The following is a 20,277-nucleotide window of genomic DNA, read 5'->3' on the forward strand; positions in this document are numbered from 1 at the left end:
CCAACTCAGCTCGCCGCTGCGATGGCCTCGTCATAGGCACGAACCGAAGCGGCCGCGGTCTGCCGTACATCACTCGCGCTCATGCCCGGCTTGTACAGGCTCGAGCCCAGTCCGAAGGCCCGCACGCCGACTGCAGCATAGGAGGCGAGATTGCTGTCCGATACGCCGCCGACGGCGCCGACCACGACGCCCTTCGGCAGGACGGCAAGCTGCGCGGCAATTCCCGACGGACCGAGCACTGAGGCAGGAAAAAATTTCAGGGCCGAGGCGCCGCAGCGCAGCGCGAGAAACGCTTCGCTCGGCGTGAACACCCCGGGCATGGTCACCATGTCATAGGCCTGCGCGGTCGCCAGCACTTCGACGTCGACGTTGGGGCTGACCATCAGACGCCCGCCGGCCTCCGCGACCCGCACGCAATCTGCGGCATTGACGACGGTCCCTGCACCGATCAGGCAGTGCTTGCCGAACCGGGCGGCGAGACGCTCGATCGAGGCGAACGGTTCCGGCGAGTTGAGCGGAACCTCGATCAGCTCGAAGCCGGCTTCGATCAGGACATCGACGACGGCCTCGGACTCGTCGGGTTTGATGCCGCGCAGGATCGCGACGAGCGACCGCTTGACGTGCGGCCAGGCAACGGACTTTGTCATGGTCGGAAACGCGCTCCCCAGATCTGCCGCGCGGCCTTGACCAGGCCGCGCCGGGACGCCTGCTCGGCATCACATTCGTTCACGTCGAAATCAGCAGCCGCCAGCGCCGCGCAGTAGAGACGGCCGAGCCGGCCCGCTCCGATCAACCGCAACGGAAGCTCGGCGCCGAACCGCACCCGCGCGTCGGCGATCTCGCTGCCGATCAGAAGCCCGGAGAGCCTCGCAGCCCCGTCGGACCGCTGCTCGAAATTGAGGAGCTGGGCTGCGCGGAGCCGGAATAGCGCATTGGTCAGTGACGTCGGCGCGGCAAGCGCCGCCGCAAGGCTCTCGCGGAATGCCGCGTCGTGCGCGACGGTCGAGGCTTCCGGTTCGACGGCGTGCATCAAAATGCTATGCTGAGAGACGACAGCGAACAGCTCGCCAGTCATGTAGGTGGCAAAATCGATCACAGCGCCGGCATCGATCCGGATCCATTTGCTGTGCGTGCCCGGAATACAGACGATCCCGGTGAAGTCAGGCTCGGTGACGCCGAGCAGCTGGGTTTCCTCGCCGCGCATCACGTCCGGCTGATCTGCACGGGCCTGCGCCAGCCCCGGCAGAATCCTGACGTCGCCCTCGGTGTCGACGCCGATCGCGCCGGCGTGCAACGCCTCCAGCCGGGTCGGCGTGTGCAGATACGGCGCCTCGACCCAGCCTTGCCGGGCGCCGGCCATGCCGCAGATCAGCACCGGAACATCGGCCGGCGCGCCGAGTTGCGCCAGATGATCGCGCAGCACCGGTGCAAAGCCCGATGTCGCGCAATGCAGCATGCCCTCGCCACCACGGCTCTCCGCCTGCTCCGTGCCGTCTCCTGCCATTAGCCAGGCACGGAAACTGGAGGTGCCCCAGTCGACGGCGACAAAGGCCGGCGTTGCTGACGAATCGACGGCGGTCACGTCCTGCTCCCGAACAGTTCGACATCTGGCAATGACATGCCCGGCCGGCCGCGCAAACAACAAATTGCATCGTGCACGATTATGCACGTTGTTATTCTTGTTCCTGCCTGATATGAGGAGGCATGTCAGACCTTCCACTGGCGCGTCGCGACCAGATCGCCGGCCGCCTCGCTACAGGGCACGCGGTCATCGCGGCCGCCCTGGCCCATGAATTCGGCGTCTCCGAGGATGCGATCCGGCGCGATCTTCGCGCGCTTGCCGCCGAAGGACGCTGCCGCCGGGTGTACGGCGGCGCATTGCCGATCGCCGGCGGCATGACCCCGATGGCGGCGCGGATCGGGCAGGATCGCGAACGCAAGCTGGCGCTCGCCCGGACGGCCGCCCGCGGCATCGCGCGTGGCGAATTTCTTTTCCTCGATAGTGGCAGCACCAACCTCGCGCTCGCTGAGGTCCTGCCCGATGATTTCGATCTCACCGTCGCAACCAACGCCATCGACATTGCCGCAACCGTGCTGCATCGGCAGGACCTGCAACTGATCATGATCGGCGGCTCCGTTCACCCCGGAGTCGGCGGCTGTGTCGACGCCGACGCCCTCATGCAGATGCAGCGCTTGAACATCGACCGCTGCTTCATCGGCGCCTGCGCCGTGTCGGCGCAAGGCGGCATCAGCGCGATTGATCCGACCGACGCAGCGTTCAAGCGGACGCTGCTGTCGCTGAGCCGCGTCAGCGTCGCAATGGTCACCAACGAGAAGCTCGAGACCCGAGCGCCTCACCGTGTCGCCGGCGCCAAGACGATCAGCCAGCTCACCGTCGAGCATGATGCGCCGGCGGCTCGACTTGCCCTGCTCAAACGGGCGGGAGCGACCATCGTGACGGCCGCTCCGCCGGTGTGACAGCGCCTTTCAGAAAGTCAGGAATCTTCCAAATGAGTTCTGATCACAGCGCGGCGCGGCTCGCGACCCGCTTGGCCTTTTTCGTCGCCGGCTTCGGCATCGCCTGCTGGGCACCGCTGGTGCCGTTTGCCAAGCAGCGGCTCGGCGTCGACGATGCGACGCTCGGCCTGCTGCTGCTCTCGCTCGGCGTGGGCTCGGTCGCATCGATGCTGGCCGCCGGACTGCTGAGCGCCCGCTATGGCAGCAAGCCGGTCGTCGTCGTCAGCGGCATCGCTCTCGCGCTGTTCCTGCCGCTGCTGGCGATCGCCGCAACGCCAGCGACGCTTGCGCTCGCATTGTTCGCCTTCGGAGCGGCGCTGGGCTCGCTCGACGTCGCCGTGAACATCCAGGCGATCGACGTCGAGCGGCTGAGCGAGCGTCCGCTGATGTCGGGTTTCCATGCCCAGTTCAGCATCGGCGGCTTCGCGGGCTCCGGCGTCATGACCGCGCTGCTCGCGTTCGACGTCGCGCCGCTGCTCGGCACGCTGGCCTGCTGCGCGCTCGCTTTGGCCGCGATGATCGTCGCTGCCCCACGACTGATGGCGAGCAAGCCCGCGCAAACGGGGCCTCTGCTCGTGCTTCCCCATGGCGCGGTGCTGCTGCTGGCGGCGCTCGCGGCGATCATGTTCCTGGTCGAAGGCGCGATGCTCGACTGGAGCGCGCTGCTGCTCGTCGGTTCCGGGCGCCTGCCGGCCGCACAGGCCGGACTGGGCTACATCATGTTCTCGATCGCAATGACCGCCGGGCGCCTCGTCGGGGATGCCGTGGTTGCCCGGATCGGTGATCGCGCAACGCTGCTGGGGGGCAGCGCGATCGCCATCGCCGGCTTCGTGCTGCTGCTCACGGCTCCATTGGTTGCTGCTGCCATGGCCGGCTTTGCGCTGATCGGCCTGGGTGCGTCGAACCTGGTCCCGGTGCTGTTCCGTCGGGCCGGCGCGCAGACCGCGATGCCGGTCGGGCTGGCCGTCGCGGCGGTCACCACCGCAGGCTACTCCGGCGTGCTGCTGGGACCCGCGGGCATCGGCTTCGTCGCCGCGGCCACGAGCCTGCCGGCCGCGTTCTGGATGTTGGCTGGGCTGCTGGTCATCGTGCTGCTGAGCGCGCCTTTGGCCGCGAGAACGCCGCCCTAGGCGCGCTGCGCGCCACTCCGGTTGGCGTATCTCATGCCTCGGCCATTCGTCTGCACGAAGCGGCGTCGTCCAACCGCTCAGCCGCCGATCTCACGCCGGAGCCGAACCATCTTGCAGGAGGCTCTCGCGCATTTCCTGATAGCGCGCGCCGGTCTGCGGCTTGACGAACAGCGCCGCGATGATCGGATGCTGCGCCCTCAGCTCGCTCTCGATCGCAACCACGGCGCGCTCGATGTCGTCGGCGCGCTGATCGTCCGCAAACTCGATGCTCAGCGCGACGACGACCTGCTGCGGCGACAGCTGCACCGTGAGCAGGCCGTTGGCCGACTTGACGCCTTTCCTCCTGCGGGCGATGTCGAGGATCGAGGACGCCAGCTCCGGATCCGCGGGCTCGCCGATCAGGAGGCTCTTGCTCTCCCGCGCGAGCACCATCGAGGTCGCCGCAAGCAGCAGGCCGATCAGGATCGATCCGATGCCGTCCCATGCCGGCTCCTCGAAGGCAACCGCCGCAGCCGTCGCGGCAGCGGCGATGACGATGCCGATCAGGGCCGCGCTGTCCTCGAACACGACCATGAAGGCCGGCGGGTCCTTGCTGCGCTTGAACGCCTCGAGATAGGAGAGCCCCGGGGCCGCCGCACGAAAGCGTCGCACCGCCACCCACCAGGAGCCTGCCTCGAACACGAAGGAGAGCCCGAGCACGATATAGTTCACCGTCGGGTCTTCGATCGGCAGCGGATGCATCAGATGCGCGACGCCTTCGTACAGCGAGACGCCGGCGCCGAGCGCGAACAAGAGCAGCGCAACGATGAAGCTCCAGAAGTAGAGCTCACGACCATGCCCGAGCGGATGCCGTCGGTCGGGCGGACGGCTCGCGCGATGAAAGCCGTAGAGCAGCAGGAGCTCGTTCGAGGTGTCGACGACGGAGTGGATCGCCTCGCTCATCATGGCCGAGCTGCCGGTCCAGATCGCCGCGGCGATCTTGGTGCAGGCCACGAGCAGATTGCCGGCAAGCGCCGCATAGACGGCCACCCTGGAATCCGCGTTTGCCGCCATGTCGCCTGCCCGCTCTCCGCACTCGTGCGCCGGGAAACGCGAGCCGCGGGCCATCAGTTCCCGCGGTTGCAGACGTCTCCGCGCCGGCGCAGGATCCCCCGACCCGCAACGGAGCAGAGTGGCGATGGGACCGGCAGATCAGGCAAGAGACGGACAGAGGCAGGCCGACGCACAAGACCGGGACGCACATTTCCTGCGCCACAGCTTCGCCATCGCGCGCCGTGCGACGTCCAACGGCAATCATCCGTTCGGAGCCGTGCTCATCGCGGCCGACGGCCGCGTTCTGATCGAGGCCGAGAACGGCTATATGCCGGCACATGACGCCACGGCGCATGCCGAGCGGCTGGCCGCGACCCAGGCCTGCATTTCGATTGCGCCCGAAATCAGAGCGGCTGCCACCCTGTATTCGTCGGCAGAGCCATGCGCGATGTGCGCGGGCGCGATCTACTGGGCGGGCATCGGACGCGTGGTCTATGGGCTGAGCGAACGGCGGCTGCGCGACCTCACCGGCAATCATCCGGAGAACCCGACCCTCGACCTGCCCTGCCGCGACGTGTTCGCGAGCGGCCAGCGTGCGACCGAAGTCGTCGGCCCCCTGCTGGAGGACGAAGCCGCGACGCTGCATGAGGGAGCCTGGGACAAATGAAGCAGGCGCCGCGACCGGAGGCGCGGCGCCTGCTTGCGTGGCTCGGTCGATATCAGAACTTCACGGTCACGCCTGAATACAGCGACGACTCGGTGCAGGCGCCCGTGGCGACGCGGGTGCCGCCGACGCCGGCGACGGAACAGCCGACCGCGTTGTTGTGGTCGAGGCCGAACTTGTTCTGCCAGTAGCGATAGGCCACCCAGACGTCGATCATGTGGCTCTGCTTCTCGCCCCACATCGCCTTCGACGCGTCGAAGGTCAGGCGGATCGGCTCGGAGTTGAACTCGACCTTCGTCGGATAGACGCCGTTCGCGACGCTCGCCGGGAGCGGCTCGGTGTCGGTGCCCTTCTTGCCGTACCAGCCGGCGCGGCCCGAGATCGAGAAGAACTGCATGCTCTCGGGCAGGAAACCGAGATCCATGTAGTAGTTGGTCTCGACCGCCCAGGTCGGCTTGAACGAGGTATTGCCGTCAGTAATGCAGGGGTTCGACCAGCCGGCGCCGCACTGTGAGAACGAGTTGTGGTTGGCGAACTCCCAATACATCAGGGGAGCGACGTTGAAATAGCCCTTGTAGGGCAGGTTGAACGCGAACTGCAGGCCGGCCACCACGTCGCGCTTGGCGGCGCCGAAATAGCGATTCTCCGTGTTGGCATCCATGCCCACCTCGAACGAGATGTTCTGCAGCGGGCCCATGGTGAAGGCCTTGGTGTTGAAGATCTGATTCCAGCCGAAGGTCGAGCGGAACAGGCCGTAGATCTCGGTCGCGCCGGCACAGCTCGCCGGCGTGAACGCGAAGCCGGCGTTGGGCGAGACGATGCCGCCGGTCTGCGTGCACGGTCCGGCGGGATCGTTGTGGTCCGACTTGAACAGCGAGATCGTGAAGAAGTTGGTGCCGTAGCCCCAGACGTCGAAATGGGTGAACGAGTAGACCTGCTTGGCGGTCTTGGCGTTGAATGTGCCGTTGCCGTTCACGCTCCATGCACCAGGCTGGCTGGCATCGAAGATGTAGGAGTAGCTGACGCGATTGTCGACGACGAGGAAGAACGGCACCTCGGCCGGAGCCTTTTTCGCGACCGCCTTGGCGGGCAGATCAGCGGCCCCAGCGACACCGACTGACGTCAGTGCGACCGCGCCCAGCGCGACGGCCGCCGCAATTATTTGACGAAACGACATTCCGAACACCCCCAGTTGACAAGCGCAGATTCCCGACTTGCATGCACAGTTGCGCCGTTCCACCGGCCGGAGAAGCCTCAACTTTCTCCAGGACTTGCCCGCAGTTTGATCAAGGTTATGCCGTATTACGGCGTCGACGGTGGCGGTCGCGGGCGCAGCCATGGGACGATTGGCCGCGGCCGCGACGCTCCCGGATCACGATCTTGCTGCTTCACATTGCTGAAGTTTTTCCGAAAAGCGTCGCCTGGCCTCTCGCACGATTTCGCGATCACCCGTGAGCGCAAGCGCGCCATTGGACGCGCATTGCATGACGCTGCTCATCCAACGTGCAGCCTGCTGCGACCGGATCGATTTCCCGGCCAGTGTCGCAGAAGTGCCACAGAACTTCATGGGGCGCTGCGCTCGACTCGATTGCGGCCTGCGATGCCTGCAACCGACGGCGCGCTGCATTCGCCGGTCTCCGCGGATGAACCGTTGGACAAGAGTTGGGCAAAGGATGGCGCTTTTCGCCTCTTACGCGCCGCGGCAAATTAGATCACAATTGAGGCAGCTTCATTCCCCCTGCCCCATGACGCAGCAAATGCCTGACCCAGCGCCGGTCGATCCGAAATCTACGCCTCCGCTCCTGCAGACGGTCGGATTGACCAAGCGCTATGGCGACTTCGTTGCCAACGACAAGATCGACATCGAGATCCGGCCACGCGAGATTCACGCCCTGCTCGGCGAGAACGGTGCGGGGAAATCGACCCTGGTGAAGACGATCTATGGACTGGTGCAGCCGAGCGCCGGCGAGTTGCGCTGGCAGGGTGAGCCGGTCCAGCTGTCCGGCCCGGCCGAAGCGCGATCCCTCGGCATCGGCATGGTGTTTCAGCATTTCTCTCTGTTCGACAACCTCACCGTGGCCGAGAACGTGGCGCTCGGGCTCGACGGCAAGGAGCCGTTCAAGGCCATGTCGGCGCGGCTCGCGGATGTCGCGCGCGATTATGGCCTGCCGCTGGATCCGAAGCGCGAGGTATGGCAATTGTCGGTCGGCGAGCGGCAGCGCATCGAGATCGTGCGCGCGCTGATGCAGAATCCGAAATTCCTGATCCTGGACGAGCCCACCGCCGTGCTGACGCCGCAGGAGGCCGACCAACTGTTCGTCGTCCTGGAGCGCCTGAAAGCGGAAGGCCGCGCTGTTCTCTACATCAGCCACAAGCTGGAAGAGGTGAAGCGGCTGTGCGACACCGCCACCATCCTTCGCGGCGGCAGGAAGGTCGCGACCTGCAATCCGAAGCTGGAGACGGCTGCCTCGCTGGCCCGCATGATGGTGGGCACCGAGATCAAGGAGGTGAAGCCGCCGGCCGAGCGGCACACCACCGTGCCGCGTCTGGTCGTCAATGATCTCACCCTCGCCCCGGGCGAGCTTCATGGCGTGGCTCTCAAGAACATTTCCTTCGAGCTGAAGGGCGGAGAGATCCTCGGCATCGCCGGTGTCGCCGGCAACGGCCAGGACGAGCTGTTCGCTGCGCTGTCCGGCGAACGCCTCGTCAAGGAGCCCGGCACGATCATCATCAACGGCCTCGCCTGCGGGAATCTCTCGATCACCCAACGGCGCAAGATGGGCGCGGCGTTCGTGCCGGAGGAGCGGCTGGGGCACGGCACCGCGCCGCGGATGCGGCTGTCCGAGAACGCGCTGCTGACCGGACACGCCGCGAGCGACATGGTCCGGCACGGCTTCATCAACGCGGCCGCGACGTTGCGGACGGTCGATCTGACGACCGAGACATTCGACGTCCGCAAGGCCAAGCGGGATCCGGAAGCGGCGAGCCTGTCCGGCGGCAACCTGCAGAAGTTCGTCGTCGGCCGCGAGATCCTGCGCACGCCGGCGGTGCTGGTCGTCAACCAGCCGACCTGGGGCGTCGACGCCGGCGCCGCCGCGATCATCCGCCAGGCGCTGATCGATCTCGCCAGCGCCGGCGCTGCCGTCCTCGTCACCAGCCAGGACCTCGACGAACTGATCGAGATCGCCGACCGCATCGCGGTGATGTTTCATGGACACTTGTCGGAGGCGCTGCCGCGCGCCGAGGCCACGCGGGAGAGGCTCGGCCTGTTGATGGGCGGCGCCAGTCTCGAGAAGGAGGCGGCGCATGCAGCTCGTGCTTGAGAAGCGCGCCGAGCGTTCGCGCACCATCGCGCTGGTTTCGCCGCTGATCGCGATCGGACTGACACTCGTCACGATGAGCGTGCTGTTCGCCGTGCTCGGCAAGAACCCGATCACCGCGCTCGGCGTCTACTTCGTCGCGCCGCTCACCGACGGCTATTCGCTGCAGGAGATCGCGGTGAAAGCGACGCCATTGGTGATGATCGCGATCGGTCTGTCGCTGTGCTACCTCGCCAACGCCTGGAACATCGGCGCCGAAGGCCAGTTCCTGATCGGCGCCGTTGCCGGCAGCTGGATCGCGGTCAAGACGCAAGGCACCGAGGCCGGACATTGGGTGCTGCCGGCGATGCTGGTCGCAGGCGCCGCAGCCGGCGCCCTCTACGCGCTGATCCCGGCGCTGTGCCGCGTCAAGTTCGGCGCCAGCGAGATCCTCACAAGCCTGATGCTGGTCTATGTCGCCGATCTCCTGCTCGACTATCTCGTCCGCGGCCCCTGGCGCGATCCCGCCGGCTTCAACTTCCCCACCACGGCGGAGTTCGACCCGGTCGCCACCGTGCCGGTGCTGATCGAGGGCGGACGCCTGCATCTCGGCAGCGTCATCGCGCTGCTCGTCGTTGCAGGCGCCTTCGTGCTGCTCGAGCGCACCATCAAGGGGTTCGAGATCCGCGTCGTCGGCGCGGCCCCCCGCGCGGCACGCTTCGGCGGCTTCAACGCCAACCAGCTCATCCTCCTGACATTCGCGGTGTCCGGCGCATTGGCCGGTCTCGCAGGGATCATCGAGGTGGCGGGCCCCATCGGACATCTGCAACCAGGCATCTCGCCGGGCTATGGCTTCACCGCGATCATCGTGGCCTTCCTGGGGCGGCTCAATCCAGTTGGAATATTCATTGCAGGGCTCTTCCTCGCATTGACGTTCATTGGCGGCGAGCAGGCCCAGATCACGATGAAGATTCCACTCGATGTGACCAAGGTGTTCCAGGGCATCCTGCTGTTCTACGTGCTCGCCTGCGATTCCCTAATCCTCTACCGTTTCAAGCTCGTCTTCGCCGCGCGGCAGGTGCAAAGTGGTGCTGGTTGAAGCAATCATCCTGTCGGTGCTCGCCGCATCGACGCCGCTGCTGCTGGCGGCCACCGGTGAGCTGGTCACCGAGCGCTCGGGCGTGCTCAACCTCGGCGTCGAGGGCATGATGATCGTCGGCGCGGCCTGCGGCTTCGGCGGGGCCTGGCTGTCCGGCTCGATCGTCGTCGGCGCATTGTGCGGCATCGTCGCCGGCATGCTGATGTCACTGATCTTCGCCTTCATGACCCTCGGCCTCGCCGTCAATCAGGTGGCCACGGGCCTCGCGCTGACCATCCTCGGCATCGGTCTGTCCGGCCTGATCGGCGCGCGCTTCGTCGGCGAGCGCATCGGCACCGCGCCGCACCTCTCCATTCCCGGTCTCAGCGACATTCCGCTGGTCGGCCGCATCCTGTTCGGCGAGGACGCGTTCGTCTATCTGTCGCTCGCGCTGATCATCGCCGTCTGGTGGTTCCTGTACCGCACCCGTGCCGGCCTGGTGCTGCGCGCCTGCGGCGACAACCATGTCTCCGCCCACGCGCTCGGCTATCCCGTGCTGCGCATCCGTTTGCTCGCGGTGCTGTTCGGCGGCGGCTGCGCCGGGCTCGCCGGCGCCTATCTGCCGCTGGCCTATACGCCTTTCTTCATTCCCGGCATGACCGCGGGACGCGGCTGGATCGCGCTGGCGCTGGTCGTGTTCGCATCCTGGCGACCGGGCCGCCTTGTCATCGGCGCCTATCTGTTCGGCGCGGTGACGATCCTGCAGCTCCATGCGCAGGGCGCAGGGGTCGGCATCCCCTCGCAGTTCATGTCGGCGCTGCCCTATCTCGCCACGGTGATCGTGCTGGTGCTGCTGTCGCGCGCCCGCACCGGCGGCTCCACTGCGCCGGCGGCGCTGGGGACGGTGTTCGTGCCGGATCGCTGAAGCAATCATCCGGAGCGCCAGCGATGGGGCGCGGCGCTCTGGCTCACGAGGTTTCCCCCGATTGTTTGGAGGCATGGACGATGATGAAAAGGCTTCTGGGGGCTGCCGTTGCGCTGGTACTGGCGGGAAGCATCGCCGGCGTGGCGCACGCCGCCGACAAGCTGAAGGTCGGCTTCATCTATCTCGGACCGATCGGCGACCTCGGCTGGACCTATCAGCATGAGCTCGCGCGCCAGGCGCTGGTGAAGGAGCTCGGCGACAAGATCGAGACGACCTATCTGGAGAACGTACCGGAAGGCCCGGACGCCGAGCGCGCCATCGAGCAGTTGGTCCGCGCCGGCAACAAGCTGATCTTCACGACCTCGTTCGGCTACATGGATCCGACCCTGAAGGTCGCCAAGAAGTATCCCAACGTGCATTTCGAGCATGCCACGGGCTACAAGCGCGACAAGAACATGTCGACCTATTCGGCGCGCTGGTATCAGGGCCGCTACATCCAGGGCATCATCGCCGGCAAGATGTCGAAGGCAGGCGTGCTCGGCTATATCGGCTCGTTCCCGATCCCCGAGGTCATCTCCGGCATCAACGCCACCATCATCGGCGCGCAGACCGTGAACCCGAACATCAAGGTCAAGATCATCTGGGCCAACACCTGGTTCGACCCGGGTAAGGAAGCCGACGCCGCCAAGGCGCTGATCGACCAGGGCGCCGACATCATCATGCAGCACACCGACAGCCCGGCTGCCATGCAGATCGCGGCCGAGCGCGGCAAGCTCGCCTTCGGCCAGGACTCCGAGATGATCAAGTTCGGCCCCAAGGCGCAGCTCACCTCGATCCTCGACACCTGGGGCCCCTACTACATCGCGCGCGTCAAGGCCGAGCTCGACGGCACCTGGAAATCGGAGGACACCTGGGGCGGCCTCGATTCCAAGATGTTCGAGATGGCGCCCTATACCAACATGCCTGACGACGTGAAGAAGCTGGCCGAGGAGACGCAGGCCGCGATCACCGCCGGCAAGCTGCACCCGTTCAAGTGCCCCGTGCTCGGCCAGGATGGCAAGGAGATCGAGTGCAAGGGCGGCGACCATCTCGCCGATGGACAGATTCTCGGCATGAACTTCTACGTCAAGGGCGTCGACGACAAGGTGCCGGGCAAGTAGACGCAGTACACCGCTAGAACTCTCCCCCACAAGTCGGGGAGAGTTCTCGAGCGAATATTTTCCAACGCTGCGCGCTTCACCCTCCCCGCATGGCCCTGGCTGCCGCGCTGTGCCGATCGATCAGCCCGCCGACGTCCAGTCCCGGAATTGCGCCGTCGACCACGGTCCAACGGCCGCCGACCATGACGCGATCGGCGCGGTGCGCGCCGCATAGCACCAGCGCCGCGATCGGATCGCCTGCACCCGAGAAGCGCAGCTCGTCGAGCTTGAACAGCGCGAGGTCGGCGGCCTTGCCCAGCGCGATCTCGCCGAGCTCTGGCCGGCCGACGCAGGCGGCCGAGCCCTTGGTCGCCCAGCGCAGCGCATCCTTGTGGCTGATCCGGCCAACGCCATAGCGCGCCCGCTGCAGCAGGAATGCGGCACGAACCTCCTGCATCAGGTTGGAGCCGTCGTTCGACGCCGAGCCGTCGACGCCGAGGCCGATCCCGACGCCCGCCTCCTCCATCTCGCACACCGGACAGCAGCCGGAGGCAAGCAACTGGTTCGAGCAGGCGCAATGGCTGATCGTGGTCCTGGCCTTGCCGAGCCGCTTCATCTCCTCGGCATTGAAGAAGATGCCGTGCGCCAGCCAGGTGCGCGGGCCGAGCCAGCCGTTCTTCTCGAGATAGTCCAGCGGACGGCAGCCGAACATCTGCTCGCAGAAGCGGTTCTCATCCTCCGTCTCGGCGAGATGCGTGTGCAGCCGCACGTCGAGCTTATCGGCAAGCGCAGCGGTCTTCTGCATCAGCGATCCCGTCACCGAGAACGGCGAGCACGGCGCCAGCGCGATCTGCACCATCGCATCGGGTCCGCGCTCGTGATAGGTCGTGACCACGCGCGCGCTGTCGGCGAGGATCGTGTCCTCGTCCTGCACCACGCTGTCCGGTGGCAGTCCGCCGTCGCGCTCCGACAGGTTCATCGAGCCGCGGGTCAGCAGCACACGGATGCCGAGCCGCTTCGCCACCGCGACCTCGATGCCGACGGCATCTTCGAGCCCGGCGGGGAAAACGTAGTGATGATCGGTCGTGGTCGTGCAGCCCGACAGCATCAGTTCGGCCATCGCGACCGTGACCGCCGCATCCAACGCCTCCGGCGTCAGCTTCGCCCAGATCGGATAGAGCGCCTTGAGCCAGGGGAACAGCTCGCGGTCCATCGCAGCCGGCAGCGCGCGCGTCAGCGTCTGGTAGAAGTGATGGTGCGTGTTGATCAGACCAGGGATGACGACATGCGCGCTCGCATCATAGGCCACCGCGCCCGCAGTCGCCGGCTCGGCACCGGCAGGCACCAGCTCGACGATGCGACCGTCCTTGACGACGACACCGCGCGTGGCGCCCTCGGCGAGAATGGCGAGCGGGTCCTTGATCCAGATCGGCGTCGTGCTCATGGCTGCCTCGTCTCGGTGATTGGGCGCTTGCATGTGCCGGTAGCTTGCAAGCGGAAGGCCAGCGTCATCCTATTGCCAGTTGGCGCTGGTCTTGCAAGGATTCCACCCGCGACAGGCTGCGCCCACGAGCTGGCATCACCATGGACCTGAACACCATCACGGAGGTCGTGCGCCCGAGAACGCGGGCCGAACTGCCCGCCTGGCAGGCAGGCGACGCCTGGCTGGCCGGCGGCACGTGGCTGTTCTCGGAACCGCAGGCGCGCCTGTCGCGGCTGATCGATCTCAGCGATCTCGCCTGGACGCCTCTCGGCATCAGCGATCAGGGCCTGTGCATCGCCGCGACCTGCAGCGTCGCCGCGCTGGACGGGCTGTCCTGCCCGGCCGAGTGGGTCGCGGCGCCGTTGATCGATCAATGCTGCCGCGCGTTCCTGGCTTCGTTCAAGATCTGGAAGACGGCGACCGTCGGCGGCAATCTCTGCATGTCGCTGCCGGCCGGGCCGATGATCTCGCTGCTCGCCGCGCTCGAGGGCATTTGCTTGATATGGAAGAATGACGGAGGCGAGCAGCGCGTCCCCGTCGCCGATTTCGTCACCGGCAACAACAGCAACGTGCTCGCGCCCGGAGATCTGCTGCGGCAGATCGACATTCCGCTGGCTGCGCTGAAGCGCCGCGGCGCTTTCCGCCAGATCGCGCTGACGCCGGTCGGGCGCTCCGGCGCACTGCTGATCGGCACGTCGGGCCGCGACGGCGACCTGCTGCTCACCGTGACCGGATCGACCATCAAGCCGCAGCAACTGCGCTTTGCCAGCATGCCCGACGCGACCACGTTGCGCGCCGGCCTGCTCGTCGAAATTCCAGATGCGTCGTACCACGACGATGTTCATGGCAAGCCTGCCTGGCGCAAGGCGATGACCCTGCGCCTCGCTGAGGAGATTCGCGCCGAGCTCGCGGACTTCAGGCCATGAGCGTGATCGTCAATGGCAGGGAAGTCGACACCGCGCCGCGCGCCGGACAATGCCTGCGGACCCTTCTGCGCGACACCGGCCATTTCGGCGTCAAGAAGGGCTGCGACGCAGGCGACTGCGGTGCCTGCACCGTGCTGCTCGACGGCGAACCGGTGCATAGCTGCCTGATCCCCGCCTTTCGCGCCGAGGGCAAGGCGGTCACGACCGTGGAAGGTCTCGCCGCCGATGACGACCTGCATCCGATGCAGCAGGCCTTCCTCGATGCGCAGGCGTTCCAATGCGGCTTCTGCACCGCCGGCATGATCGTCACCTGTGCCTCGCTGAATCAGGCGCAGAAGAAGGATCTCGGCGCGGCGCTGAAGGGCAATCTGTGCCGCTGCACCGGCTATCGCGCCATCGAGGACGCGCTACTCGGCCACGTTCATGTCGAGCAGGTCGCGGCCGGCGAAGCCTTCGGGCGCAGCCTGCCCGCCCCCGCCGGCCCCGACGTGGTGCGCGGCCGGGCGCGCTATACTTTCGATACCACGATCGACGGCCTGCTGCACGTCAAGCTCGCGCGCTCGCCGCACGCGCATGCGCGCATCGTCGGCATCGACAAGAGGGCCGCGCTGGCAGTACCTGGCGTGCATGCCGTGCTGACGCACGAGGATGCGCCGGCGACGCTGTTCTCGACCGCGCGCCATGAGCAGGCCTGGATGGATCCGGCGGACACCCGCGTGCTCGACGACGTCGTCCGCTTCATCGGCCAGAAGGTCGCGGCCGTCGTCGCCGAGACCGAGGCCGCGGCCGAAGAGGCCTGCCGGCGCCTCGTCGTCGACTACGAGATCCTGCCTGCCGTGGTCGATCCCGCTGACGCGATTACGCCCGGTGCGCCGATCATTCACGCCGGCCGCGGCAGCGAACATCGCATCGCCGACGTCGGCCGCAACATCGTCGCCGAGACCCACGGCGAGTTCGGCGACGTCGCCGCCGCGCTGGCGTCGGCCGCCGCGAGCTATGAACGCACCTTCACCACGCAGCGCGTGCAGCACGCCGCGCTGGAAACGCATGGCGGTCTCGCTTGGCTCGACGACGACGGCGTGCTCACCCTGCGTTCCAGCACACAGGTGCCGTTCCTGACGAAGCGGGCGCTGTGCGAGATCTTCGACCTCAAGCCCGACAAGGTGCGCGTGTTCTGCGAGCGCGTCGGCGGCGGCTTCGGCGGCAAGCAGGAGATGTTCGTCGAGGATATCCTAGTGCTGGCGGCGCTGAAGACAAGGCGGCCGGTGAAGCTCGAATTCACCCGGGAGGAGCAGTTCATCGCCACCTCGACGCGGCATCCGATGCGCGTCACCGTCAAGGCCGGGGCCGACAAGGATGGCAAGCTGACGGCGCTGCAGCTCGACGTGCTCTCCAACACCGGCGCCTATGGCAATCACGCCGGGCCCGTGCTGTTCCATGCCTGCGCCGAGTCGATCTCGGTGTACAATTGTCCGAACAAGAAGGTCGACGGGATCGCCGTCTATACCAACACGGTGCCGGCCGGCGCCTATCGCGGCTACGGCCTGCCGCAAACCACCTTCGCGGTCGAAGCCGCGATCGACGAGCTTGCGCGGCAGCTCGGCATCGACGCGTTCGAGATGCGACGCCGCAACATCATCAGGCCCGGAGATCCCATGCTGGCGCCGCCGGCATCCGGGCATAGCGACGTGCTGTACGGCTCCTACGGGCTCGACCAGTGCCTCGATCTGGTCGAGCGCGCCATGGACGAGGCCACGCCGACGCCGGAGCTGTCGGCCGAGTGGCTGAAGGGCGACGGCATCGCGCTGACGATGATCGACACCGTGCCGCCCGACGGCCACTTCGCCGACGCCGTGATCAGCCTGCGCGACGACGGCGGCTTCGTGCTCACCGTCGGCACCGCCGAGTTCGGCAACGGCACCAGCACGGTGCATCGCCAGATCGCCGCGACCGTGCTCGGTACCACCGTCGATCGCATCAGCCTCAGACAGTCCGACACCGCCCATGGCGGCCACGACACGGGCGCCTATGGCTCGACCGGCACCTTCGTCGCGGGACGCGCGACCCAGGCGGCGGCGGAGGCGTTGGCCGAGACGATCAAGCGGTTCGCCTCCGACAGGTGGAACGTCGCTCCCGGCGCCTGCGTGATCGCCGATGATGCAATCACCTGTGGCGCACATCGTCTCGCTTTCGCCGAACTCGCCAAGGCCAGCGGCGCGCCGCTCACCGCGAGCGGTAATTCGCAGGGCACGCCGCGCTCGGTCGCGTTCAACGTCCAGGGTTTTCGTGTCGCCGTGAACAAGGGGACCGGAGAGGTCAGGATCCTCAAGAGCGTCCAGGCCGCGGACGCCGGCCAGGTCGCCAACCCGATGCAGTGCCGCGGCCAGATCGAGGGCGGCGTGGCGCAAGCGCTCGGCGCCGCGCTGTACGAGGAGATCGTGATCGACGGCACCGGCCGCGTGATCAATCCGCGCTTCCGCGACTATCATCTGCCGTCCTATGCCGACGTTCCGCGCACCGAGGTGCTGTTTGCCGATACCCACGACACGATCGGCCCGCTGGGGGCGAAGTCGATGAGCGAGAGCCCGTACAATCCGGTCGCCGCCGCGCTCGGTAACGCGATCCGCGCCGCGACCGGCATCCGCTTCACGGCCGCGCCGTTCAAGCCGGACCGGCTGTTTCCGCAGTTGCAGGAGAAGTTCGGCGAATGAGGCGGTCTGGGGAAACGGCTGCGCTATGGCTTGGGTCGGCGATCATACGACCAGCCGAACAGGCCGCTCCGCTGGGTCTCGGGCTCTGGTTCCGCAGCCGGCTCCGACGGCTGGGCGGCCGCCTGTGGCGGGGCGGCGGGAGCGATCGGCTTCGGGATGCTCTCGCATTTCATCGCATAGACCAGCTTGCCGTCCTCGGTGCGTCCGATCGGCGCGCAAGCATCGGCGCGCTTGGCCGTGCTCTGCTTGGGGGCGGTCTGCGCCATCGCCAGAGGCACACCAGCGAACTGTCCCAGCACCAGCATGATCAGAACCAGTCTCGTCATCCCGCCCCGTCCCGCTTGTCAGACCGCCACATTGAACGCAATCGCGCCGCCGGAGTCCACTGCGTCACGCGCACATGGCAGCTAATCTGTTGTGCACCGACTGCCACAGCGACGTGCTGGAAATCAGATGCGATCGATGCCACAGATGAGACGCAGGCACTCGGCTCTGGGCTTGCCCTGTCGAAGGAGATGAGCGCACGATGTGGGCCTCGATCATATCGGAATGGCTGAGCCTGATCTTCCGCTGGCTGCACGTGATCGCCGCGGTCGCCTGGATCGGCAGCTCGTTCTACTTCATCGCGCTGGACCTGAGCCTGAAGCCGCGTGAAAACCTGCCCAACGGCGTGATGGGCGAGGCCTGGCAGGTGCACGGCGGCGGCTTCTACCACATCGTCAAATATCTGGTGGCGCCGGCGCAGATGCCGAGCGAGCTGACCTGGTTCAAATGGGAGGCCTACACCACCTGGCTATCCGGCTTCGTGCTGATGATCGTGGTGTACTATCTCAACGCCGACCTGTTCCTGGTCGACAAGTCGATCCTCGACCTCACGCCCCTCCAGGCCGGCCTGTTCAGCTTCGGCTCGCTGGCGCTGGCGTGGCTGCTCTACGAGGCCGCCTGCCGCAGCGGCCTCGCCCGGCACGAGCTGCCGTTCGCGATCGGCGGCTACGTCTTTCTCGTCGCGCTCACCTACGCCTTCACCCATGTGCTGAGCGGCCGCGGCGCCTTCAACCAGATCGGCGCGATCATCGGTACCATCATGGTCGCCAACGTGTTTGCCGTGATCATCCCCAACCAGAAGAAGATCGTCGCCGCGCTGCTCGCAGGCCAAGCGCCGGACCCCAGGCTCGGCAAGGCCGGCAAGGAGCGTTCGGTCCACAACAACTATCTGACCCTGCCGGTGGTGGTGCTGATGATCAGCAACCACTATCCGCTCCTGTTCGGCACCCGCTACAACTGGGCGATCGTCGCCATCGTGCTCGCGCTCGGCCCGGTGATACGCCATTTCTTCAACGAGCGTCACAAGGGTCATCCGTCGCCATGGTGGGTGTGGGGCGTCGCAGCCGCGGGCATGATCGGCATCCTGCTGCTGTCCGCAGCGGGCCCTCGCGACGCCAAGGCGGCCACGAGCGCGCCGCCACGCTTCGCGCAGGTCGAGGAGATCGTGACCTCCCGCTGCAGCATGTGCCACGCCGCCGAGCCCGTATGGGACGGCATCGTCACGGCGCCCAGGGGCGTGCGGCTCGACACTGCCGACGACATCCAGCGCAACGCGCGGCTGATCGCACGCAACGCCGCGTGGTCGAGCGCCATGCCGCCCGGCAACATCACCGAGATCACCGGCGAGGAGCGCGCCGTGCTCGCGGCGTGGGCCGGTGCGCAATAGCGGTCGCAGTTGCCGCCGGCATGACGACCGCTGCTTTGCCTCCCCGAGGCAGTCTGTGGGGCGGGCAAAGGCGCGCCAGCGCGGTCCGCGCAATGCGCCGCCATGTCTCGATGGTAGCGCAGTTAATTGCGCTGCGGCCCGCAAGCGCTTCGCTGTGCGGCTGACAGCTCCGCTCATCGCGCGCGCGGCAATGGATGCTCGCTCGGTTCCCCACGACGATTGCGTGAAGCCGGCACAAGGACAACCGGATTTTCGCAACGCGGAGTTGAACTGCGATGCATGCGACGACGATTGAGCTGGAGCACATCCGATTGTCGTCATGAGCTTGCGGCAAAATTTACCACCCGTTGGGACGCGGCTTGGCTGCAGAAAACATGGCGCTAGAGTGGCGCCCACAATCAGCTCTCAGCGAAACGCCCCATCATGTCGATCTCCGTCAAAGGCCGGCTGGCCATTGTCGTGCTCATCGCGCTTGCCTGCTTCGCAAGCTCGGTACTGAAGCTCTATCTGGGGCTGCTGTGCATCTCGCTGCTCTTGAGCTTTGCCGTGGTCGGCGTCGTGGCCCGGCTGGTCGAAGGGATCGTCATCAGGCGCGACCGGACCGGCGAGCGACGGCTGGCACATCGCAGCGATCGCTCCGCTCGCGTCGACGAAACGCAGCCGCTGTCGATGACGACGATGGATCATGTCGACACGCCATCGCCGGCCGAACCCGCGCGATGAGCGGGATTCTCCGTCTGGCGATCGCGCGCTGACGAACAGGGATACCGCACATCGGAGAATGGCAATGGTGCTACGAGTTCGACCGCTGGAACGGCGACGACCAGATCATCCTTCCGAACCAGCCGATTGCGGACGCGACGACGCCGTGCTCGGTGGCGACACATCGGAAGAGCAGCACGTGGCCGTTCAAATCGCCGCGCTGATCGCCTCGATACGCCGGCTGTACCTCATCCCTTCGTCCGCTTCCGCTTCGCCTCGAGAGCGCTCAGATAGGTAGCCATCATCTCGGGCAGCGCTGCGACGACGACATCGCGGCTGCGCGGATCCTGCTCGCGCGTGAACAGCAGTGTCCCGAGCACGACGGCATCGAGCGTCGTGGCCGCCTGCCTGCCGAGTTCGTCGCCGAGCCTGGCGCGCATGACGCGGTCGATGACGACCCTGAACTCGGCGTGCATGGTCTGGTCGTGCAGATCGAGCGTCGCCAGCGCATCGGGGTGGCGAACGAAGTAGCGGATCGCCCAGCCAATCAACTGCTCGATGACCTGCGGCGGCGACATCGCCGCCCATTCCGCATCGCTTCGCTGCACCACGAGGTCGAACGCCGGCTGCAGCTCGGCATCGTGACGCTCGGCGAGCGCGTCGAGCATCTGATCCTTGTCACGGAAGAAGTGATAGACCGAGCCGATCGACGCGCCGGCGCGCTGTGCCGCGGCATGCATGCTGACGGCACCGATCCCGGACTCGGCGATGATGGCGGCGGCTGCGTCGAGCAACTGCTCGCGGCGCTCACGGCCACGCGCCTGCCGCGGCGCACGTGATGTCGTGCGCACGGGGGCATTCAGGTCGGTCGCAGCTTTGCGTCGCACGTTCGCGTCATGCCTTGGCTCGCCGCGGCGGCAGCGCTGGCCGATGTCCCAACGGGAGCGCCCGGGCAACCCG

At 66.8% G+C, this 20,277-nt stretch carries 18 protein-coding genes; 11 read left to right on the forward strand and 7 right to left on the reverse strand.

The window, feature by feature from the left end:
- Nucleotides 1-5: 5 nt before the first annotated feature.
- Nucleotides 6-647, reverse strand: a complete 642-nt coding sequence (locus ACQR1D_RS23770) for a 2-dehydro-3-deoxy-6-phosphogalactonate aldolase (RefSeq protein ID WP_315804412.1) — start codon at nt 645-647, stop codon at nt 6-8.
- Nucleotides 644-1,582 carry a 2-dehydro-3-deoxygalactonokinase gene (locus tag ACQR1D_RS23775; protein ID WP_316177896.1) on the reverse strand — a complete coding sequence of 313 codons (939 nt, stop codon included), beginning with the start codon at nt 1,580-1,582 and terminating at the stop codon, nt 644-646. The genes ACQR1D_RS23770 and ACQR1D_RS23775 overlap by 4 nt, the downstream gene beginning before the upstream one ends.
- Before the next feature lie 122 nt (nt 1,583-1,704).
- Here ACQR1D_RS23775 and ACQR1D_RS23780 point away from each other — a divergent pair, with 122 nt between their 5' ends.
- On the forward strand, nt 1,705-2,478 hold the full coding sequence (locus ACQR1D_RS23780; RefSeq protein WP_434839171.1) for a DeoR/GlpR family DNA-binding transcription regulator: 774 nt from the start codon (nt 1,705-1,707) through the stop codon (nt 2,476-2,478).
- A 32-nt stretch (nt 2,479-2,510) separates the two neighbouring features.
- The gene (locus tag ACQR1D_RS23785) at nt 2,511-3,647 is read left to right on the forward strand and encodes an MFS transporter (protein ID WP_434839172.1); all 1,137 of its coding nucleotides are present in this window, start codon (nt 2,511-2,513) and stop codon (nt 3,645-3,647) included.
- Nucleotides 3,648-3,737: 90 nt separating this feature from the next.
- On the opposite strand, the gene ACQR1D_RS23790 is transcribed toward ACQR1D_RS23785, so the two are convergent.
- Nucleotides 3,738-4,700, reverse strand: coding sequence for a cation diffusion facilitator family transporter (locus tag ACQR1D_RS23790; RefSeq protein ID WP_434839173.1), 963 nt, complete (start codon nt 4,698-4,700; stop codon nt 3,738-3,740).
- Between the two features lie 124 nt (nt 4,701-4,824).
- On the opposite strand from ACQR1D_RS23790, the gene ACQR1D_RS23795 reads away from it, so the two are divergent.
- Nucleotides 4,825-5,346: a nucleoside deaminase gene (locus ACQR1D_RS23795; RefSeq protein ID WP_316238396.1), complete on the forward strand. Its 522-nt coding sequence runs from the start codon at nt 4,825-4,827 to the stop codon at nt 5,344-5,346.
- A gap of 52 nt (nt 5,347-5,398) precedes the next feature.
- On the opposite strand, the gene ACQR1D_RS23800 is transcribed toward ACQR1D_RS23795, so the two are convergent.
- A complete protein-coding gene (locus tag ACQR1D_RS23800) occupies nt 5,399-6,520 on the reverse strand; it encodes a hypothetical protein (protein WP_316177893.1) in 1,122 nt (373 codons plus the stop codon).
- 580 nt (nt 6,521-7,100) lie between these two features.
- On the opposite strand from ACQR1D_RS23800, the gene ACQR1D_RS23805 reads away from it, so the two are divergent.
- The 4 genes from ACQR1D_RS23805 (at nt 7,101) to ACQR1D_RS23820 (ending at nt 11,805) form a co-directional block, all read left to right on the forward strand.
- Nucleotides 7,101-8,666 (forward strand): ABC transporter ATP-binding protein, encoded by a 1,566-nt coding sequence (locus ACQR1D_RS23805; RefSeq protein WP_434839174.1) that lies wholly within the window; start codon nt 7,101-7,103, stop codon nt 8,664-8,666.
- On the forward strand, nt 8,650-9,741 hold the full coding sequence (locus tag ACQR1D_RS23810; protein ID WP_316177891.1) for an ABC transporter permease: 1,092 nt from the start codon (nt 8,650-8,652) through the stop codon (nt 9,739-9,741). Before ACQR1D_RS23805 ends, ACQR1D_RS23810 begins: the two co-directional genes overlap by 17 nt.
- Nucleotides 9,728-10,645: an ABC transporter permease gene (locus ACQR1D_RS23815; RefSeq protein ID WP_315804404.1), complete on the forward strand. Its 918-nt coding sequence runs from the start codon at nt 9,728-9,730 to the stop codon at nt 10,643-10,645. The genes ACQR1D_RS23810 and ACQR1D_RS23815 overlap by 14 nt, the downstream gene beginning before the upstream one ends.
- An 80-nt stretch (nt 10,646-10,725) precedes the next feature.
- Nucleotides 10,726-11,805: a BMP family ABC transporter substrate-binding protein gene (locus ACQR1D_RS23820; RefSeq protein WP_315804403.1), complete on the forward strand. Its 1,080-nt coding sequence runs from the start codon at nt 10,726-10,728 to the stop codon at nt 11,803-11,805.
- Nucleotides 11,806-11,881: 76 nt separating this feature from the next.
- Here the strand turns inward: ACQR1D_RS23820 and ACQR1D_RS23825 are convergent, their stop codons facing one another.
- Complete coding sequence (locus ACQR1D_RS23825) at nt 11,882-13,228, reverse strand: 8-oxoguanine deaminase (protein WP_315804402.1); 1,347 nt, start codon at nt 13,226-13,228, stop codon at nt 11,882-11,884.
- A 140-nt stretch (nt 13,229-13,368) separates the two neighbouring features.
- Here ACQR1D_RS23825 and ACQR1D_RS23830 point away from each other — a divergent pair, with 140 nt between their 5' ends.
- Both ACQR1D_RS23830 and ACQR1D_RS23835 read left to right on the forward strand, forming a co-directional pair.
- Nucleotides 13,369-14,193, forward strand: a complete 825-nt coding sequence (locus ACQR1D_RS23830; RefSeq protein WP_316177889.1) for an FAD binding domain-containing protein — start codon at nt 13,369-13,371, stop codon at nt 14,191-14,193.
- Complete coding sequence (locus ACQR1D_RS23835; protein ID WP_434894089.1) at nt 14,190-16,904, forward strand: molybdopterin-dependent oxidoreductase; 2,715 nt, start codon at nt 14,190-14,192, stop codon at nt 16,902-16,904. The genes ACQR1D_RS23830 and ACQR1D_RS23835 overlap by 4 nt, the downstream gene beginning before the upstream one ends.
- Nucleotides 16,905-16,927: 23 nt before the next feature.
- On the opposite strand, the gene ACQR1D_RS23840 is transcribed toward ACQR1D_RS23835, so the two are convergent.
- A complete protein-coding gene (locus ACQR1D_RS23840) occupies nt 16,928-17,230 on the reverse strand; it encodes a hypothetical protein (RefSeq protein ID WP_434839176.1) in 303 nt (100 codons plus the stop codon).
- 200 nt (nt 17,231-17,430) lie between these two features.
- On the opposite strand from ACQR1D_RS23840, the gene ACQR1D_RS23845 reads away from it, so the two are divergent.
- Entirely contained in the window at nt 17,431-18,615 is a 1,185-nt protein-coding gene (locus ACQR1D_RS23845; RefSeq protein WP_434839177.1) for a urate hydroxylase PuuD, read from the forward strand.
- A 423-nt stretch (nt 18,616-19,038) separates the two neighbouring features.
- Nucleotides 19,039-19,338, forward strand: a complete 300-nt coding sequence (locus ACQR1D_RS23850) for a hypothetical protein (RefSeq protein WP_316238391.1) — start codon at nt 19,039-19,041, stop codon at nt 19,336-19,338.
- Between the two features lie 227 nt (nt 19,339-19,565).
- Here the strand turns inward: ACQR1D_RS23850 and ACQR1D_RS23855 are convergent, their stop codons facing one another.
- Nucleotides 19,566-20,204 carry a TetR/AcrR family transcriptional regulator gene (locus ACQR1D_RS23855; RefSeq protein WP_434839178.1) on the reverse strand — a complete coding sequence of 213 codons (639 nt, stop codon included), beginning with the start codon at nt 20,202-20,204 and terminating at the stop codon, nt 19,566-19,568.
- Nucleotides 20,205-20,277: the final 73 nt, after the last annotated feature.

The organism is Bradyrhizobium sp. HKCCYLRH2047, assembly GCF_051168175.1.
Lineage (GTDB): Bacteria > Pseudomonadota > Alphaproteobacteria > Rhizobiales > Xanthobacteraceae > Bradyrhizobium.

Excerpts from the sequence above, each read along its gene's own strand:
- ACQR1D_RS23770 (WP_315804412.1), bottom strand. The coding sequence starts at position 647 with ATGACAAAGTCCGTTGCCTGGCCGCACGTCAAGCGGTCGCTCGTCGCG.
- ACQR1D_RS23780 (WP_434839171.1), top strand. The coding sequence starts at position 1,705 with ATGTCAGACCTTCCACTGGCGCGTCGCGACCAGATCGCCGGCCGCCTC.
- ACQR1D_RS23785 (WP_434839172.1), top strand. The coding sequence starts at position 2,511 with ATGAGTTCTGATCACAGCGCGGCGCGGCTCGCGACCCGCTTGGCCTTT.
- ACQR1D_RS23790 (WP_434839173.1), bottom strand. The coding sequence starts at position 4,700 with ATGGCGGCAAACGCGGATTCCAGGGTGGCCGTCTATGCGGCGCTTGCC.
- ACQR1D_RS23795 (WP_316238396.1), top strand. The coding sequence starts at position 4,825 with ATGGGACCGGCAGATCAGGCAAGAGACGGACAGAGGCAGGCCGACGCA.
- ACQR1D_RS23800 (WP_316177893.1), bottom strand. The coding sequence starts at position 6,520 with ATGTCGTTTCGTCAAATAATTGCGGCGGCCGTCGCGCTGGGCGCGGTC.
- ACQR1D_RS23805 (WP_434839174.1), top strand. The coding sequence starts at position 7,101 with ATGCCTGACCCAGCGCCGGTCGATCCGAAATCTACGCCTCCGCTCCTG.
- ACQR1D_RS23810 (WP_316177891.1), top strand. The coding sequence starts at position 8,650 with ATGCAGCTCGTGCTTGAGAAGCGCGCCGAGCGTTCGCGCACCATCGCG.
- ACQR1D_RS23820 (WP_315804403.1), top strand. The coding sequence starts at position 10,726 with ATGATGAAAAGGCTTCTGGGGGCTGCCGTTGCGCTGGTACTGGCGGGA.
- ACQR1D_RS23825 (WP_315804402.1), bottom strand. The coding sequence starts at position 13,228 with ATGAGCACGACGCCGATCTGGATCAAGGACCCGCTCGCCATTCTCGCC.
- ACQR1D_RS23830 (WP_316177889.1), top strand. The coding sequence starts at position 13,369 with ATGGACCTGAACACCATCACGGAGGTCGTGCGCCCGAGAACGCGGGCC.
- ACQR1D_RS23835 (WP_434894089.1), top strand. The coding sequence starts at position 14,190 with ATGAGCGTGATCGTCAATGGCAGGGAAGTCGACACCGCGCCGCGCGCC.
- ACQR1D_RS23840 (WP_434839176.1), bottom strand. The coding sequence starts at position 17,230 with ATGACGAGACTGGTTCTGATCATGCTGGTGCTGGGACAGTTCGCTGGT.
- ACQR1D_RS23845 (WP_434839177.1), top strand. The coding sequence starts at position 17,431 with ATGTGGGCCTCGATCATATCGGAATGGCTGAGCCTGATCTTCCGCTGG.
- ACQR1D_RS23850 (WP_316238391.1), top strand. The coding sequence starts at position 19,039 with ATGTCGATCTCCGTCAAAGGCCGGCTGGCCATTGTCGTGCTCATCGCG.